The organism is Anabaena sp. UHCC 0451 (assembly GCF_034931405.1).
Taxonomy (GTDB): domain Bacteria; phylum Cyanobacteriota; class Cyanobacteriia; order Cyanobacteriales; family Nostocaceae; genus RDYJ01.
The window spans coordinates 5,411-24,214 of the sequence record NZ_JAYGHA010000050.1; the positions used below are offsets into that span (position 1 = coordinate 5,411).

The 18,804-nt window shown below is 36.1% G+C and carries 13 protein-coding genes and 4 pseudogenes; 13 read left to right on the top strand and 4 right to left on the bottom strand.

The genetic code is table 11. The features are described 5' to 3' along the window. From VB694_RS23820 to VB694_RS23830, 3 genes are all read left to right on the top strand, one after another. Positions 1–2,025, top strand: a 2,025-nt coding sequence (locus tag VB694_RS23820) for a type I restriction endonuclease subunit R (protein WP_323362815.1), incomplete at its 5' end; no start/stop codon positions are given. A gap of 93 nt (positions 2,026–2,118) precedes the next feature. After that, positions 2,119–2,868: a SprT family zinc-dependent metalloprotease gene (locus tag VB694_RS23825; protein WP_323362816.1), complete on the top strand. Its 750-nt coding sequence runs from the start codon at positions 2,119–2,121 to the stop codon at positions 2,866–2,868. Between the two features lie 134 nt (positions 2,869–3,002). Then, on the top strand, positions 3,003–3,749 hold the full coding sequence (locus VB694_RS23830) for an SIMPL domain-containing protein (protein ID WP_323362817.1): 747 nt from the start codon (positions 3,003–3,005) through the stop codon (positions 3,747–3,749). A gap of 163 nt (positions 3,750–3,912) precedes the next feature. On the opposite strand, the gene VB694_RS23835 is transcribed toward VB694_RS23830, so the two are convergent. After that, the gene (locus tag VB694_RS23835; RefSeq protein WP_323362818.1) at positions 3,913–4,275 is read right to left on the bottom strand and encodes a single-stranded DNA-binding protein; all 363 of its coding nucleotides are present in this window, start codon (positions 4,273–4,275) and stop codon (positions 3,913–3,915) included. Between the two features lie 390 nt (positions 4,276–4,665). On the opposite strand from VB694_RS23835, the gene VB694_RS23840 reads away from it, so the two are divergent. From VB694_RS23840 to ribD, 4 genes are all read left to right on the top strand, one after another. Further along, positions 4,666–5,673, top strand: a complete 1,008-nt coding sequence (locus tag VB694_RS23840) for a rod shape-determining protein (protein ID WP_323362819.1) — start codon at positions 4,666–4,668, stop codon at positions 5,671–5,673. Between the two features lie 97 nt (positions 5,674–5,770). Beyond that, positions 5,771–6,550 carry a rod shape-determining protein MreC gene (gene mreC, locus VB694_RS23845; RefSeq protein ID WP_323362820.1) on the top strand — a complete coding sequence of 260 codons (780 nt, stop codon included), beginning with the start codon at positions 5,771–5,773 and terminating at the stop codon, positions 6,548–6,550. Positions 6,551–6,738: 188 nt separating this feature from the next. Continuing rightward, a complete protein-coding gene (mreD, locus tag VB694_RS23850) occupies positions 6,739–7,377 on the top strand; it encodes a rod shape-determining protein MreD (RefSeq protein WP_323362821.1) in 639 nt (212 codons plus the stop codon). Between the two features lie 117 nt (positions 7,378–7,494). After that, positions 7,495–8,589, top strand: coding sequence for a bifunctional diaminohydroxyphosphoribosylaminopyrimidine deaminase/5-amino-6-(5-phosphoribosylamino)uracil reductase RibD (gene ribD, locus VB694_RS23855; protein WP_323362822.1), 1,095 nt, complete (start codon positions 7,495–7,497; stop codon positions 8,587–8,589). A gap of 76 nt (positions 8,590–8,665) precedes the next feature. Here ribD and VB694_RS23860 read toward each other — a convergent pair whose 3' ends face one another. Next, positions 8,666–8,884, bottom strand: coding sequence for a hypothetical protein (locus VB694_RS23860; protein ID WP_323362823.1), 219 nt, complete (start codon positions 8,882–8,884; stop codon positions 8,666–8,668). Positions 8,885–9,163: 279 nt separating this feature from the next. Here VB694_RS23860 and VB694_RS23865 point away from each other — a divergent pair, with 279 nt between their 5' ends. The 4 genes and pseudogenes from VB694_RS23865 to VB694_RS23880 all read left to right on the top strand — a co-directional run bounded on the left by VB694_RS23865 (position 9,164) and on the right by VB694_RS23880 (position 13,551). Then, complete coding sequence (locus tag VB694_RS23865) at positions 9,164–11,326, top strand: DNA phosphorothioation-associated putative methyltransferase (RefSeq protein WP_323362827.1); 2,163 nt, start codon at positions 9,164–9,166, stop codon at positions 11,324–11,326. Positions 11,327–11,359: 33 nt separating this feature from the next. Then, positions 11,360–11,632 (top strand): annotated as a pseudogene (locus VB694_RS23870) (DUF2887 domain-containing protein); the annotation flags it as partial. A gap of 22 nt (positions 11,633–11,654) precedes the next feature. Beyond that, a pseudogene (locus tag VB694_RS23875) lies at positions 11,655–11,913 on the top strand (SDR family oxidoreductase); the annotation flags it as partial. 141 nt (positions 11,914–12,054) lie between these two features. After that, the gene (locus VB694_RS23880) at positions 12,055–13,551 is read left to right on the top strand and encodes an HlyD family efflux transporter periplasmic adaptor subunit (protein WP_323362824.1); all 1,497 of its coding nucleotides are present in this window, start codon (positions 12,055–12,057) and stop codon (positions 13,549–13,551) included. 68 nt (positions 13,552–13,619) lie between these two features. Here the strand turns inward: VB694_RS23880 and VB694_RS23885 are convergent, their stop codons facing one another. Both VB694_RS23885 and VB694_RS23890 read right to left on the bottom strand, forming a co-directional pair. After that, the gene (locus VB694_RS23885; protein WP_323362825.1) at positions 13,620–15,098 is read right to left on the bottom strand and encodes a hypothetical protein; all 1,479 of its coding nucleotides are present in this window, start codon (positions 15,096–15,098) and stop codon (positions 13,620–13,622) included. 3 nt (positions 15,099–15,101) lie between these two features. Next, on the bottom strand, positions 15,102–17,282 hold the full coding sequence (locus VB694_RS23890) for a hypothetical protein (RefSeq protein WP_323362826.1): 2,181 nt from the start codon (positions 17,280–17,282) through the stop codon (positions 15,102–15,104). 57 nt (positions 17,283–17,339) lie between these two features. On the opposite strand from VB694_RS23890, the pseudogene VB694_RS23895 reads away from it, so the two are divergent. Together VB694_RS23895 and VB694_RS23900 are read left to right on the top strand one after the other, a co-directional pair. Beyond that, a pseudogene (locus VB694_RS23895) lies at positions 17,340–17,477 on the top strand (IS4 family transposase); the annotation flags it as partial. A 91-nt stretch (positions 17,478–17,568) separates the two neighbouring features. Continuing rightward, positions 17,569–18,312 (top strand): annotated as a pseudogene (locus VB694_RS23900) (HAD-IC family P-type ATPase); the annotation flags it as partial. Positions 18,313–18,804: the final 492 nt, after the last annotated feature.

Consider the following 18,804-nt stretch of genomic DNA (forward strand, 5'->3'; position numbering starts at 1 on the left):
ACGGAAGAGGAGAATATCTTACCCCCCTCTCCTCGCAGGAGAGGGGTAGGGGGAGAGGTCATTTCCGACGAATATGAAGACTATATTAAACAACTAAAACGCAACTTACCGAAAAACTTCCAACCTTACGGAGAGTTTTATGTATTTGTAGATGAATGTCATCGCACCCAAGCAGGGAAATTACATAAAGCCATGAAAGATATATTACCAAATGCTCTTTTTATCGGTTTTACAGGAACACCATTATTAAAACAAGACAAACAAAGCAGTTTGGAAGTTTTTGGTAAATATATTCACACCTACAAATTTAACGAAGCAGTCGGGGATAAAGTCGTTTTAGACTTACGTTATGAAGCGCGGAATGTTGAGCAGTATATCACCTCACAAGCCAAAATTGATCAATGGTTTGAAGCTAAAACCAACGGATTAACAGAAACCGCAAAAGCACAACTCAAAAAACGCTGGGGAACAATGCAAAAAGTCCTCAGTTCCAAATCTCGACTAGAGGAAATAGTCAAAGATATCCTATTAGATTTTAGCACCAAAGAACGACTAGCAAATGGCAAAGGTAACGCCATACTTGTAGCTGGAGGTATTCCTGAAGCTTGTAAATATTATGAATTATTCCAAAGTGCAGGATTTACCAAATGTGCCATTATTACATCTTATGATCCTACCATCAAAAGTATCAAAGGTGAAAACACAGGAGAAGGAAAAACCGATAAAATCCATCAATATGAAATCTATCAAAAAATGCTCAATGGTCAAAATGCAGATAAATTTGCAGAAGACGTAAAAAGTAAATTTATTGACTCACCCGGAGAGATGCAATTATTAATAGTAGTGGATAAACTGTTAACAGGTTTTGATGCACCTCCCACTACCTATCTTTATATAGATAAATCCATGCGAGATCATGGTTTATTTCAAGCCGTTTGTCGCGTCAACCGTTTACATACTCCAGACAAAGAATATGGTTATATTATAGATTACAAAGACCTATTTAAAAGTTTAGAAAAATCCGTTCAAGATTACACCTCAGCAGCCTTTGCAGATTATGATATTGCTGATATTGCTGGCTTATTAAGTGATAGATTAGAAAAAGGCAAAAATGACCTAGACACAGCCAGAGAAGCCGTTAAAGCCTTATGCGAACCCGTAAAACCGCCTTATCATACAGAAGATTATACTCATTATTTTTGTGGTAATACTCAAAACCCAGAAGATTTAAAAAAGCACGAACCGCAAAGATTAGTATTATATAAAAGTGTTAATTCCTTAATTAGAAATTATGCAAATATAGCCAATGAAATGGAAACAGCAGGATATACAAGCCGAGAAATTTATGATATTAAAAACGAAGTTAAACATTATCAAAAAGTTAGCCAAGAGGTAAAATTAGCCAGTGGTGATTATATTGATTTTAAAGCCTATCAAAATGATATGCGTCACTTGATAGATAGTTATATTGGTGCGGAGGAAAGTCAAATTTTAGCCAACTTTGAAAATCTCACCTTAGTAGAATTAATAGTTAATAATGGAGTCAATGCAGTTGATAGTTTACCTCCAGGAATTAGGAACAATAAAACCGCAGTCGCGGAAACTATAGAGAACAACCTACGGAAATTAATTATTGAACAACAACCAACCAACCCGAAATATTTTGATAAAATGTCAACTTTGCTGAATGAACTAATTGAAAACCGCAAAACTGCAACAGAAGACTATCAAAATTATTTACAGCAAATTGTCGAATTAGCTAAACAAGTTCATCAACCAAATACATCATCAGCATATCCGCAATCATTAAACACCCCCGCAAAAATCGCATTATATGATAATCTAGATCAAAATGAAGAACTAGCTTTAACAATAGATGCCGTAATTCGTCAAACAAAACAAGATGGTTGGAGAACACATCCAGTCAAACGCAAGGAAGTAAAAAACGCCATTAAAAAATATTTACCCACACCAGAAGAGATAGATAATATTATGGAAATAGTTAAAAATCAAAATGAATATTAAGCCCTGGCGAATAGAATTCGCGGCTATACAAACGAAGTCCACCTTCGTGGACTAATACATTTAAACCCACGAAGGTGGGTTTTGCTTGTGTAGATGCGGTTTATAACCGCCCGATTAATAACTCCTAATAAAACTACTATGGAAACCTATCAAATAACCGTCGGTGAAATAATTATAGATGTAGTCAGAAAGAATATTAAAAACCTACATTTAGCAGTTTATCCCCCAGATGGCCGCGTCAGAATTGCCACACCATTACATATTAATGATGAATCTGTACGTTTATTTGCAATTTCCAAATTAGCATGGATTAAAAAACATCAAACTGAATTTCAATCAAAAACACATCCAGAAACAATAGAATATTTATCAGGAGAAAATCATTATTTTCAAGGTAAAAGCTATATTCTCAATGTAATTTATCAAAATTCTCCCCAAGTAGAAATTAGAAATAATCAATATCTTGATTTATCTGTTAAACCAGGAAGTGACAAAGAACAACGTCAAAAAGTCTTAAACTCTTGGTATCGTCAACAATTAAAAAGAGAAATTCCCCCATTAATAGCTAAATGGGAAAAGGTAATTAATGTGAATATAAATGAATGGGGAATAAAAATCATGAGAACCAAATGGGGTACTTGCAATATTCAAGATAAACGCATTTGGTTAAATTTGGAATTGATAAAAAAAGAACCTATATGTTTAGAATATGTGATAGTCCATGAAATTACTCATCTTTTAGAACGCAGTCACGGGGCTAAATTTCAGGCTTTAATGGATCAATTTATGCCCAATTGGCGGACATATAAAGAAAAATTGAATGTTTTGTTACCAAAAATGTAACCAAACCAAACTTGTATCTAAACCATGCCACACTATCAGCATATAGATCCCCGACTTCTTTGGCAATCTTGTAAATAAATTATAAATTGATCTTAGAAGTCGGGGATCTGATTTTACTGAGGAGTGTAAATTGAATGTCTAGAAATACCTTATCAGCGTCTCCCGTTCACATCCAGAACCTGGGAAAAATCTTCTATTCCACTTTATTAATATGTATGATGTTCGCCTTACCAGCATCAGCCGAAGAAAAAGAAAAATTATGGCGCACCTTAACCGTTAGTGGTCGTGGTGTACAAACAATTACCACCACCTTATCACAAGTGAGTTTAGGTGTAGAAGTACAAGGAAAAACAGCCCAAGAAGTTCAAAAGGAAGCCGCGCGCAGATCATCCGCTGTAGTAGACTTACTCAAAAGCCGAAATGTAGAAAAATTAGAAACTACAGGAGTTCGCCTTAACCCAGTTTATAGTTATACCAATAACGTTCAAAAAATCACTGGTTATGCAGCCAGCAATACCGTCAGTTTTCGTTTTCCCACCGATAGAGTCGGGACATTATTAGATGAAGCAGTCAAAACTGGGGCGACACAAATTAACGGAGTCAGTTTTGTAGCCACTGACGAAGCTATTAGCAACGCCCAAAAACAAGCATTGAAAAAAGCTACCCAGGATGCCCAACAACAAGCTGATGCGGTTTTTAGCAGCTTGGGCTTCCAATCAAAAGAAATAGTGAGTATCCAAATTAATGGTGCAACTCCACCACCTCCACCAATGCTTTACCGTGCTGAAGCTACCAAAGCAAGCCTTGCAGATGCTTCTACTCCCATAGTCGGTGGTGAACAAGAAGTACAAGCATCAGTAACTCTGCAAATTAGTTATTAGTTATTAGTCATTAGTCATTAGTCATTGGTAATTGGTAATTGGTAATTGGTAATTGGTAAAGAAGGGAACAGGGAACAGGGAATGGGGAACAGAATTTTTGACTTTTGACTTTTGACTTTTGACTTGATTCTCCCCAGTCCCCAGTCCCCAGTCCCCAGAATAACTAGAAATTCTCTGGAGACATATCGCCACCACCACCCTCTGCATCACGCTTAGACCCTAATAAGTCTAGTTGTTCTACTTGGATAACTGGACTCGAACGGTTAGCACCTGTTTGGCGATCGCTCCAAGTATCAAACTTCAAGAAGCCTTTGACAGCAATTTGTTTACCCTTACGGACATAATTACCTGCTACTTCTGCCGTTTTTCCCCACAGTTCTAAATTGAACCAGTCCGTATGTTCGCCTTCACGTGTCCGCCTATTCACGGCCAAGGTTAATCTACATTTAACTGTTCCCGATTCAAAATACTTAATATCCGGGTCGCCACCTACACGTCCAATCAAAGTTACAACATTAATGCTCATGGGTCTTACCTTAGTCTAAAATTAAGTACAATTGTACTTGTTTATTTTTACCTGATAATAACTAATTGTAAAAAGCTTTAAAATATGTTAAGTAATTAACCATAATACATTATATTAATTTCTCAACATGATTTAAAAATTACTTTCCATCCTTGCCCAAATTATACGGTTATACTGAGTCACTTTGAGAAGAGAGAAAATAAGATGCCTAAAACATCGATCAAGATTGACAAAAATTATAGAAAAAAATAGTCTGATTTACTGGATTCAGACCAATAAAAATCATAAAATCCAGGACAATTAACTTTCACTCTTGTCACCACAAATTAGCGCACATAGGGGGTATAGATACGCGTGGGTCTTTTTAGGAACTTTCGCTCATCATGGGATATGGGTATCGACCTCGGTACAGCCAACACCCTAGTTTATGTATCTGGTAAAGGAATTGTACTCCAAGAACCTTCAGTAGTTGCCATCGATCAAAACGAAAAAATTGCCCTAGCAGTAGGAGAAGATGCCAAAAAAATGATCGGTCGGACACCGGGTAATGTCATCGCAGTCCGTCCCCTGCGTGATGGTGTGATTGCTGATTTCGAGACTGCCGAACTGATGCTCAAAAGTTTTATTCAACGAGTAAATGAAGGTAGATCCCTAATTTTACCACGGATTGTCATTGGTATTCCTAGCGGTGTTACCGGGGTAGAAAGACGAGCCGTAATGGATGCAGCCACTCACGCCGGCGCTAGAGAAGTATATTTGATTGATGAGCCAGTAGCCGCAGCTATTGGTGCAGGTTTACCAGTAGCTGAACCCACCGGCAACATGATTATTGATATTGGTGGTGGGACAACAGAAGTAGCTGTACTCAGTCTTCAAGGAACAGTAATTAGCGAATCAGTACGTATTGCTGGAGATGAATTGACAGATGCGATTATCCAGTACATGAAGAAAGTTCATAACCTGGTAATTGGAGAACGGACAGCTGAAGACATCAAAATCCGCATTGGTTCTGCTTATCCCACTGATGATGATAGCGATGCTATTATGGAGGTACGGGGCTTGCACCTACTTTCTGGATTACCAAGAACGGTCACAATTAAGGGTCCAGAAATTCGGGAAAGTATGTTAGATCCTTTGTCAGTAATCATAGAAGCAGTTAAACGGACATTGGAGCGAACACCACCAGAACTAGCAGCAGATATAATAGACCGAGGAATAATGTTAGCGGGTGGTGGAGCATTGCTTAAAGGAATAGATACCTTAATTAGTCATGAAACAGGTATTGTCACACATATTGCAGCAGATCCTTTAAGTTGTGTTGTCCTGGGAACAGGCCGTGTGTTAGAAAACTTCAAGCAGCTAGAACGGGTATTTAGCGGACGCTCTCGCAATATGTAGCCGAAAGCGTAAACCAGATTAATGGATTCTGTATCTAAGAAATATGGCATCCATGATCTCTTAATTTCGATAATTTATTAAATATATACAGGTATAAATGTTTACTGCACGGCATTGGTGGGAACATAGAGGATTACAAATAGGTTTGTTAGCTTTAGTCATTGGTAGTGCTTTGACACTGCGGCAAACTCAAGGTGCGCTGGTAATGGAGATATACCAAGGTATTACCCGTCCATTAAAAACTTTACAGCCAGGAATAAATCCTGAAGACCGTATTCGTGAAGCTCGATTGTTAGAACTACAAACGCGTATAGTCGATCTAGAAAGTCAAAATCAAAAACTACAAAGTTTATTGGGTTATGTAGAAAAAGAAGCACTCTTAACACGCCCAATTGTATCCAGAGTAGTAGGGCGCAGTGCTGACCACTGGTGGCAACAAGTAACCTTGAATAGTGGGACAAAAGCAGGGATTAAGGAAGGTTTTGTTGTCAAAGCCGAAGGTGGCTTAGTCGGTTTAGTAGAAAGCGTCACTGCCAATACTAGCCGTGTATTATTAGTAAGCGATTTAAAAAGTCAGGTAGGTGTAACAATTAGCCGTACAACCGCTAAAGGAGTTTTACGGGGTGATTCTTCAGACGAAGGAGTGCTAGAGTTTTATGAAAAAGTCCCTAATGTGAAAGTAGGAGATTTAGTTTCTACTTCTACTTATAGTCAGAAGTTTCCCGCTGGTTTACCAGTAGGAAGAATCAAATCTCTAGATTTGAAGAAACTCCCAGCATCAGTGGCCAAAGTTGAACTATTCCCGCCAATTCGTTATTTGGATTGGGTAACTGTATATCCTGCTCCAGAAAAACTAAATCCGGAAAAACCAAACTAAGAGGTTACTGGGGACTGGTGACTGGTGACTGGGGACAAAAATTTTAGATTTTAGATTTTAGATTTTAGATTGGAGTTCGTGAAATACAATCCAAAATCCAAAATCCAAAATTGTATAACCAATTACCAATTACCAATTACCAATAACTAATGACTAATGACTAATTCCCTATAAAATTTCGCAAAACCATGAAAATTCCTGGATTTCCTGGCAACAAAAACAAGAGAGCAACAAAGCCAGACCGAAAATCCAAATCCTTAATTCCCCAGATGAAGGATTGGCAGCCCTGGGTGCGTCAAGTAATGGATTGGACAGTCACATCTGGATCTGTACTGTTATGTTTGCTCATGTTGCCAACCCGATTACCAGGAATGGAATTATTAGGCATTGGACCAAACTGGGTACTCATTTGGGTAGTAGCTTGGAGTGTGAAACGTTCTGTATTTCTGGGCGCATTAGCAGGTATAATTTTAGGTCTACTACAAGATGCTATGACCGCTCCTAACCCTACCCACGCGGTGAGTTTGGGAATAGTAGGAATGCTAACCAGCCTCATTCAAAAACAGCGTTTTATCCAAGAAGACTTTATTTCTATTGCTTTAATCGTCTTTGGCATGGCAATTTTGTCAGATACTATTTTTGCACTACAATTGTCTTTAATGAGTGGTAACTGTGGTGACTACTGCCTACGCAAAGTAGAAGGCATCTGGACATACTACCAACGTGTTGCCTTAGCTTCTGCTATTCTCAGTAGTTTGTGGGGACCAGTGCTTTATTATCCCCTCAATCGCTGGTGGCAACAGGTGAAATTAATTCATAATTCGTAATTTGTAATAATTTTTTTCCCCAATCCCCAATCCCCAATCCCCAATCCCCAATCCCCAATCCCCAATCCCCAATCCCCAATCCCCAATCCCCAATCCCCAGTCACAATGTCCTCAAATATGGTAAGTGAATTTGACTCCCTGATGATGCAACGGTGTTTACAACTGGCCCGACGTGCTTTGGGACGCACTTCACCAAATCCATTAGTGGGGGCAGTGATTGTTAAAGATGGGGAAATTATAGGCGAAGGGTTTCATCCCCGTGCTGGTGAACCTCATGCCGAAGTTTTTGCCCTCAGAGCCGCAGGAGAAGAAGCTCGTGGAGCTACTATTTATGTCAGCTTAGAACCCTGTAACCACTATGGGCGTACTCCGCCCTGTTCGGAAGGGTTGATTGCAGCTGGTGTCTCTAAGGTAGTGGTGGGGATGGTTGATCCTAACCCCTTGGTAGCCGGTGGTGGGATTGCACGATTACGTGCAGCAGGAATAGAAGTGATCGTAGGTGTGGAAGAAGCCGCTTGTCGGCAGCTAAATGAAGGTTTTATCCATCGCATTCTCCACAAACGACCTCTGGGAATTTTGAAATATGCTATGACCTTAGATGGCAAAATTGCTACTAGTTCTGGACATAGTGCTTGGATTACAAATCCAGATGCTCGCAGCGAAGTGCATCAACTCAGAGCAGCTTGTGATGCTGTCATTGTTGGTGGAAATACAGTTAGATATGATAATCCTTACTTAACTATTCATCAACAAGAAGGGCATAATCCTCTGCGGGTAGTAATGAGCCGCAGTTTAAACTTGCCAGAAAATGCTCATCTGTGGGAAGTCATTAAAGTTGGAACTTTAGTGTTAACTGAAGTTGGCAGTTCGCCAGATTTTCAAAAGATGTTGCTGAACAAGGGTGTGGAGGTGCAGGAATTTCCATTACTCACACCAGATCATGTTATGGCTTATCTATATGAGCGCGGTTTTTGTAGCGTGCTATGGGAATGCGGTGGTACTTTAGCTGCAAGTGCGATCGCTCAAAATGCTGTCCAAAAAATCCTGGCTTTTATCGCCCCCAAAATCATTGGTGGTAGTCATGCTCCTACACCCGTGGGTGACTTAGGTTTTACCTCGATGACTGAGGCTTTGTGTTTAGAACGTGTTCATTGGCGTGTGGTAGGTTCTGACTGTTTAGTAGAAGGTTATTTACCACAAAAAAGTCATTAGTCAGTAGAGAAAGGCAAAAGGCAAGAGGCAAAAGGCAAAAGTTGATTAATTTTCCCAGTCCCCAGTCCCCAAGACCCTATGACTGTTGACGTTCATAGGCAAGATCACGAATAAGACTTAACCGAGCGCGGATGTAGTCGCAAAGAAAATCAGTTTCATCGGCATCTAGCAAGGCTTGCTTTGTGGTTTGTTTGACCAACAACTGTATTAAGCTTGCATCGTCCAGTTGCAAAAGTGTTACGGTTTGAGAAGCTTCAACTATAGACCAAAGCTGACGCATAATCGTAGGAGTCATTAGACCTCTATTTAAATTATTAGCTTAGTTTTTTCCAGATTACACAATTTTGATATTAGCTGATGAAATAAATGTACAAGTTGAGATAACTATTATTAAAGGCTTAATAAACAGATGTATATCTTTATAAAGATTAAGAATTGGCAATTATCATTAATAAAGTTCACAAAAGTTCATTTAACTACAAAAATATCAAATCATAATTATCATTAGAGAATTAATATCAAAACGTTGCTTCTGATCATTATTTCTCCCAGCGTTTTTCTACTAATGAGTGCAATGGTTAAGTCTGACAACAGCTTGAACAACCTTGAGGAAATTTGCTCAACTCCAGAGCTAATTGAAATCAGTGCGATCGCTGCTTATTGCTACAATAGTCAATATGGCAAACTTCTACCCGATGCTTTTTACATTCATATTTTGGAACTGCATACCCTGGATATCCAACTTCAGCAATATGAAAGTCTAGCTCGCAGCGTCGCACCTCAAACCGAAAAAGCCACATTAGTCAAATTTAGCACTAATAAACTCAAAATATCCTACTTATTTTATCCTGATTTTGATACAGACCCTCACCCCGCTTTACATTCTAGTATTCAAGTCGATGTAGAAAATCTTACTTTTAGTTATAGAGATTATACAGATACAGAAAATCCGCCTATTCTCCATCGGAAGGAAACCTTTGTTACCCCTGAATATCCGAATTACCAAGAATTTGCAGCCTTAACTCGCGCTCAGGAAGCTTTAGGTTTACTCAACAATACTAGAGGTATTGGTACTAGGTTGGGTTGGGAAGAGAAGTTAAAAAGATATGGAGTAGAAATACAGGAACATACCTTAATTAAAAAACAAACTCATATTAATGCAGAAAATTTAATACCCAAGATAGAAAGACACAAAGCCGCAATTATTCGTCATGATTTTTCTCGTCCTGTGCGTTTAGCTTTAGATGCAGGTTTATTTAGTTCAGAAACCACCTTTTTTGATTATGGTTGTGGACATGGTGGTGATATGAAGCGCATAGCCGATCAAGGTTATTCTAGTAATGGTTGGGACCCTTATTATTTACCAGATGCTCCCCGCATAGCTGCGGATGTTGTGAATATTGGTTTTGTGATCAATGTTATTGAAGACCAAGGTGAACGTCGAGAAGCTTTAATAAAAGCTTGGGAACTGACGCAAAGAGTTCTGTTGGTATCTGCTCAGGTTTTAATATCGGACGCTCAAAAAGGCGTTATGGCCTATGGTGATGGTATAATTACCAGGCGTAACACATTTCAAAAATATTATGAACAAGAGGAATTAAAAGTTTACATTGATCAAGTTTTGGGAGTTGATGCTATTCCCATCGCTTTAGGGGTTTGCTTTGTTTTTCGAGATCCTGCGGAAACCGAATTATTTCGCGCTTCTCGTTATCGTTCTCGCGCTACTACTCCTAAAGTGAGAGCTTGTATTCAAAAGTTTGAAGAACATCGAGAACTGTTAGCACCCTTGATGGCTTTTATGACAGAACGGGGTAGAATACCAGGTAAGGGTGAATTACTTCAAGAAGAGGAAATTTGTCAACATTTTAGTAGTTTAAGACGTGCTTTTCAAGTGATTATTAAAGCGACAGACTCAGAAGAATGGGAAGCGATCGCAGATAAACGTCGTCAAGACCTGCTAGTTTATTTAGCATTAACTAAATTTAGTCATCGTCCTAGATTATCACAACTACCACCAGCAGTCCAAGAAGATATTTTAGGATTATATAGTAGTTATAAACAAGCTTGTCTGGATGCGGATCAAATGTTACGCAGTGTGGGAAATACAGAATTAATTATCAAACGTTGTCAAGAAAGTAAAATAGGCAAAAAATTACCTAATTCTCTTTGGGTTCATATTTCCGCATTACAAGCACTTGATCCTTTATTACGATTATATGAAGGTTGTGCTAGTCGCACTATTGGTAGGTTAGAAGAAGCAAATGTGATTAAATTTCATCTGAAAACACCAAAGATTTCTTATTTGTTTTATCCTGACTTTGATACTGAACCCCATCCTACATTATATAGATCAATGACGATTGATTTACGGGATTTACAAGTAACTTATAAAGAATATGATATTGATGATGATCCACCAATACTGCATCAACTAGAAAATTTAGTAACTTCTGACTATCCATTATATGATAAATTGGTGAAATTAACTATTCAAGAAGAAGACAGAGAACTGTTAGAAAATTGGCAAAGCATTAGTAATCTTTCTGGTTGGAAAAAATGTTTAAAGGAACATTTTACCATTATTAAAGGATATAAATTATATTGGTGTAAGGATGCTGATCCTTATAAGTTGAAACTGTTCAAATCTGCTCTTAATAATCGTAAAAAAGAGCGACAAAAAACAATAGAATTGTTAGAAAATACTTCTGCTGTTGTAACAGATGGTGATGAGAATTAGCGTTAAAACTTTGGCTAGGATGAATTGAACTATATGCGGCGAGACTCAATTTTTTATTATTTATTTCAAAAATATCCAACACTACTGTTTGAATTATTGGACAATGCACCAGCGAATGCGGCTAATTATCGCTTCGATTCGGTAGCAGTGAAAGAGCCAAAATTTGAAATTGACGGGGTGTTTTTACCACCAGAAACAGAATTACCAGGGGTAGTTTATTTTTGTGAAGTGCAATTTCAAAAAGATGAGCGACTTTATGAGCGTTTGTTTGGGGAGTTATTTTTATATTTTTATCGAATCAGAAACTACTGATGAGCAGTAAAAATAGGGAGTTGAAAATTTTGTCTTTATATCCGTTTTAGGTGCTGAAAGAGGATATGAAGATGCTCCCGTGTTCAAAGCCAAACGAGCAGGTAGAAAGATATCTGCAAAGTAGTGGCTTAGATTACACTATTTTACGCCCATCTGGATTAGCATCAAACCTGCTACTACTAGCGGAACGGTTTCGAGAAACTGGTTTTTATTTACTCATCGGTGATTCAAAAAATCGCACATCTATTGTAAGTACCGATGATTTAGAAAGGATTTATAACTTTCAATTGGAAACTTTAGAAACATTTTTGCGCCGTTATTTAGCAATTTAACCTTGATAATAGGTAATTGGTAATTGGTGGTTGTAAAATCCATTGCCAATTACCTGTTACCCATTACCCATTACCAATCTAATTATGAAATATTCTCTATTTGCAAATGCTGTTCAAGCACGTCAAACCAAAGAAAGATTTGCTAAACCAGAAGAACAATTATCTTATGAATTAGGTAAAGCCGTACAGGAATTACCAGCACTTTATACAAGATTACTAGCCGGAACAATTAGCGTTATTATATTTGGCGCAATTTCCTGGGCGCATTTTTCAGAAATTGATGAAGTAGCGACAGCAGCAGGAGAATTAATTGCTTCTAGTCAAGTTAGACCGGTGACATCTTTAGGTAATGGATCTATTTTAGCAGTGAAAGTCAAAGAAGGCGATCGCGTAACTAAAGATCAAGTTTTAATTGAACGTGATCCCAATTTACAACAAACTGATGTGAACCGCTTGGCTAAAGCTAGTAAATTAATCGAAGAAGATTTACAACGTTTACAAGCTGAACGAACTGGGGGAAAAACTGCGGGAACGAAATTACAAGATGAGTTATTAAATTCGCGTTTGTTAGACTATCAAGCCAAACAAGCAGCAGCTGAAGCTGAAGCACAACGTCAACTGGCAATTATCAATCAAGCCAAAATACGTTCAACTCGCTTACAAGAAAATTTAGCCAGTGCGAAAATCAGTGTTATTAATGCTCAAACTAACTTAGTTAATGCCGAAAATATCCGTCTTAAAGTTGAAAATAGTTTAAGTATTGCTCAAAAAAGAGAAGAAAATCTTCGCAGTTTATTAAATCCTGGTGCAGTTCCCAGAGTTGATTATTTAGAAGCGCAAGAAAGGTTAAATCGTGCCAATACTGATATTATTAGAGGTTCTGATGAAGTAACTAACGCCAAAAATAGATTTACACAAGCTCAAGATAAAGTGACATCTTTAGAAAAAGATATTGCTGCTCAAAAACAAGAAATTAAACAAGCAGAACAAGCTTATCAAACTGCACAAAATCAAGGTTTACGTTTAGCTTCTGAAAGACAAAGTGAAATTTTAACGCAGATAAATAGACGCAAAGAAGAATTAACCAATGTTGCGGGACAGTTAGAACAAGCGAAAAAGCAGAAAGACGGAGAAACTATTAAAGCACCTGTAGCGGGAACAATTTACAAAATCAAAGCTACTAAAGGACCTGTTCAATCCGGTGAAGAATTATTATCAATTGTCCCAGAAGGGGAAGAGATGCTGTTAGAGGTCAAGGTTCTTAACCGAGATATAGGATTTATCCGTCAGAATATGAAAGCAAAAGTCAAATTAGCAACTTTCCCTTTTCAAGAATTTGGTGTTGTTGATGGTGAAGTTTTACAAATTAGTCCGAATGCGGTTGTTGATGAAAAATTAGGGTTGGTTTTTCCGACGCGAATTAAGTTAAGTAAGCATTCAATAAATGTGCGAGGACAAGATGTAGAATTTACGCCGGGGATGGCTGCAAATGCTGAGATTGTGACTAGGAAAAAGTCAGTTTTGACGTTTATTGTTGAGCCAATTACCCGCAGATTTAGTGAGGCTTTTTCTGTGAGGTAATAGATTTATAAATCCCAATTGATAGATCCCCGACTTCTTGAAGAAGTCGGGGATCTGGGTATTCTCTATTAAGATTTATTTTCTAAAGATTCTAACCGCACCTTAATTAAATCTATTTGCAGATAAACATAATCTCTGAGAACTGAAATTTTGCCTATTTGAGAATCTAAATTGTGGCGTTCTTCCTGCATTTTTTCTAACATTGACTTTAAATTATTCAGTTGTTCCTCAATCCTTGATATTTCGGGGTTATTATTTGTTGCTGTTGGCTGAGTACCTATAAATTCAATAATTCCTTGTTCTGTAACTTGCCAATTGTCTGATTTATCTATCATTGCTACTTGAGCAGGTTTAATCAGAATAAAACTATCAGATTTTAAATCATTATAATTGCGACATTCAAATAAACTAGATATTGTTTCATAGGTATACTCATTGAGTATATATTTATATTTAGGCACTAAATATTTACTATTAATAATCCAATAATTTCCACGTTTTTTATATTCTAGTGTTGGTAATAATTGTAATCCATTCCACCGATTAAACTGACTCTCCTCGGTTTCAATAACTTCTCTCTTATCTGAAAAATCAAATTTGAGATTATAATTTTGCACTATTTGTAATAGTTCTATCTGTTCTGTGAGTAAATCTATATCTTGTAAATTATTAGCATCTCTAATTATTGGTATATTTTTGATTTGTGATTGTAAAGCCTGATTTTCTTGTTCAAACTTTTGTAATTCCAATTTTACCTCATTTAATTGTTTATTTATTTTAAGTATTTCTACATTAGTATTTGCTTGATTATCTTGGATTTCTGATAAGTTTAATTGTGATTTTAAAGTTGAGTTTTCCTGCTGTAAATTTTCTAAATGTAATTTTACATCATTTAATTGATTATTTATTTTCTCAATTTCTAAATTATAATTAACTTGCTTTTCCTGTACGTCATCTAAATGTGATCTAAATGAAACACCAGAAACATGATTAGTAAATTCTAAAATTCCTTTTTCTAATAACTTCCATTCCTTACCATTAGGTAAACTGGATACTCTAGCAGGTTTAATTAATAAAAAATGAGTATCTACTGTGGGAGTAATACCACGAAAATCAAATAATTTTTCTACTGTTTTTAGTTTATGAATATGCAATTTAATGTTAATACTAGGTAAGAGAAAGATATTATTTTGATTAGATACAATTATCCAATATTTACCATTCTCATCTTTTTCTAATAAAACAGGTGGATTTTGGTTATCTTCCCGATAACTTTTAGCTGTTAATTCAGCAATGATTGAATTTTTTAATAAAACTTTGGGGACGTTATTATAAACTTCTATTAATTCTAGTTCAGATATATTTAGAGGGGTGATTTTTTCAGTGGTAAAAGCACCAGTAACTATAACTGATCCATTTTGGACTCTTTCAGTAAGTGTGGATAGGTATTGTTCTATATTAGTGATTCTCGGTGCAAAGTTCTGTTCAATAATTTGCTGTAATCGTTTAATTCTACGAATTAAATCTTCTTGAAAATTGGATGTCATTGATTATCTATCTCCTGACTTACTTAAAACTCTAAGCAGTGCTTTTAATTCTACAATAAAAGGTGGTTCTTGTTGGATATCTTCAACATCACCTCTCTGAGAATTTAAAAAGTTTCTTAATTCCCCTTCTGTAGCTCTCCATAATTTTTGATTATATTCATACTCTGGTTTATTAAAGTTATAACCTTCTATTGGTTTAATATATGCCATTCTTAAATTATCTAAACTAGCATGGAAAGTATCAAAAAATAGATATAATTGAGTTAAATTATTAATCTCAGATTTATCAATAGCATTTACATTTATATCTAATTCTTGTAATTTTTGATCTTGCAAAACTAAACCACAAGCAACTTCATCTTGGGGGTTTTGACTCATGCGTGTAATTTCTTCTGTGTCAGGAAAACCAGAACTTATACTCATTATCCGACTGAGTAAATAATTAATTTCTGAGTTTTTATCAAATTCTCCACCTTCTGACAACCAATTTAAAAGACGTGAACCAATTCCACCAATATAAACAGGAGTAATTTCTTTAAGAGTGTATTTACCCTCTTGGTGTAAAACAGCAAGAATTTTACCAATAGAAAAATGCAACCCAGATAAACCAATAGACATTAATGTTATCAGTTTTTGAAATTCAGGATGATTGATAAATAACTCTCTTTTTCTTGATAACCAGTTTGCAGACTCTAAACGTAACCAAACATCCAACTTGTCATAAAAAGCAGATTCTGGTAATTTTATCCAGTTGTTAGGTTCAATATCAAATATTGTCAAAATCTGAGGGTTAGTTTTTATTATCTGAGATAATAAGTCTATTTTACCAAAATTTAGGGAACATTGATAAATAAGTTGATTATCTTGCCAAATAGATATATTACAATCTACATTACCGATATCAATACAAGTGGTATTTACTAAATCATAATCTTCATATTCAGTAAAATATTGAGCAAATGCTAAACTTTGTGAGCGAAAATATTGACCATCATTAATGTTTGGACAAAGATGTTTAACACCTGCTTTAGATTGTAATTCTTCTGTTATATCTTGCCACATTTGAGCATATTTATATTTATCTTCACGGGAAAAGTTAGGAGGATAGGAAATACACCATTGAATTGTTTTAACTTGGTTTTTAACAGCATTTGCAGTCAGGTATAATGTCAGATTTTTAATAAATAACCGAATATATCTAATATTTTCAGTTGACCATTGTAAATCTTTTTTAAACCAACTTTCTTGTTGTGAACGTTGAAAATTAGGAACATACAAACGACCATCAAAAATGGGACGCTCTTGATTGATGTCTGCACTTCCTCTAGTTGTTAGTGCAGTATACAAGGGAAATGGTTTATCTATAGGAAGAAAACTTTCAGGAATAAAGAACTCAAATAAAGCGGAGAAACGAGTATCTATAGAATCATCAGTTATTTGACGATGTAGGTTATCTAATTTAAAAGATTCAAAAATTTTATTATCTTTATTCACATAAACGCTAGTATAATCATTTCTAAAATCTATACCGATTTTCCAGCAATATGAAAGCTCTATTTTTTTTGGTGTTGGTAGTAAAATAATACCAATTGTATTTTCTTGATTGTTTTTACATTCAATAAATTTAGGAAAATTATTGAATTGAACTATTTGGAATGCTCCTTGATCTTCTTTAAACTGGTGAATTTCTTCTATATTAGGAAAACAAACCTGAAAAGTGTCTTCCCCATATTCAGCATCATAATAAAAACCGTAATATTCTGTCCATCCCTCTGCTTGAAAATTTGGCCATACCTCTAAAACTGGGACTTCAGGAATAAGATTTTCTGCTTGAAGTGTATAATCTTTAAACAAAGGTATTTCACTATTTGGTAAATCTAAAATTAGCCTTACCTGTGATAAATCATCTTCATCAATCAATTCAAATTTAAGCTGTTTAGTTAATTCTTCTGAAGTAAAATAATCTAGGAGAATTGGGTTAAGAGGTAAAATAGGAGTAATGTAGCGATTCTTAAATGCTAAATATTGCGTACCTTTAGGAAGTAAGGCACCTGGTAAAATACCCTCTTGGTCAATAAATACAAGTTTAGGTAAAAATAAATCTTGCGCTTGTATTCCAAGTTCCTTGAGTTTATTTAACAGATGTTCTGTTTTAATATTTAAATCTTGCCAGTAATTATTCATAATAAAGCTATTCAAATTCAATAATTCCCCGTTCAGTTAGTTGCCAAGTTTTTGTATTATCTATTATCACCACTTTTTGTATCTGTTCCGAAAGAATGGGGTGAAAAGATGTTAGATAAATTCCGCTATTTTCAAGCTTGTATGTGTCAACAAATCAGTTATGTTCATTGGATGGAACATATTATGAAATGTTGACATTTTTACCCTTGATAATACTAGATAATACTACTATATAATACTACTATACTTAAATATGTAAAGTTTTGTAACGATATTCAACATTTCTGTATTTGCCCGTGTAGCGCCAGAACAGAAATTAAGGATTGTGGAAGCACTACAATCTAAAGGTGAAATAGTCGCCATGACAGGGGATGGTGTGAATGATGCACCAGCGTTGAAACAAGCGGATATTGGCATTGCTATGGGTGGGGCGGGTACGGAAGTTGCCAAAGAAGCCGCTGATATGATTTTGACAGATGATAACTTTGCATCTATCGAAGCTGCGGTGGAGGAAGGAAGAACAGTTTACAGTAATTTGTTGAAAGCGATCGCCTTTATTCTTCCCGTCAATGGTGGTGAATCTATGACGATTTTAATTAGCGTTTTATTAGCCAGAGATTTACCAATTCTATCTTTACAAGTTCTCTGGTTAAATATGGTGAATTCCATTGCTATGACAGTTCCTTTGGCTTTTGAACCCAAGTCTGATCAAGTAATGCAGCAACCACATCGTAACCCCAATGAAAAATTACTTTCTCCTAATTTAGTTAAACGTATTGTCCTCATTTCTATCTTTAACTGGATTTTAATTTTCGGTGTCTTTGAGTGGATAAAACAAACAACTGGAAATATTGCTGTTGCCCGCACAATGGCAATTCAAGCTTTAGTGGTAGGCAGAATTTTTTACTTGTTAAGTATTACCCAATTAGGCGTTGCTATTGTTGATAAAATTCGCGGAATTAATCGAGAAATCGGCGATCAAACGGCAATGTATGTAGAAATTGCCAGCACTATTATTTTGCAGATATTATTAATCAGGATTTAGGTGATAACCAAGCCTAAATACTTAAATAGTAGGGTGAGATACACCCAACCTAAAAGCCTGTGGACTAGACAGTACCGACACTTCTAGGCTGAAGCATGAAGAAAAAGCCGACTGTTGTTAGCATTAGTTAGCTTTTTTTGTATCGGAAAAATCTTTCTCCTCTGCAACCTGACTCCTGTACGGGCGAATGGCCATTCGCCCCTACTCCTGAAATCCTGTAAATTGTAAATCTCAATACATTAGTAAAACATATAACTGATATAACGAATACTAATTTTAATTATCTTTACAAAAATCAACTTATATTTTAATCTTGTATACAGATAGGCAAAATAACCTATCAACATCATAAGAAAATAAAGCACTCATAAAATGACCACAACCATTCAACAGCGTTCAACCGCTAACGTCTGGGATCGCTTCTGCGAATGGATCACCAGCACCGAAAACCGTATTTACATCGGTTGGTTCGGCGTA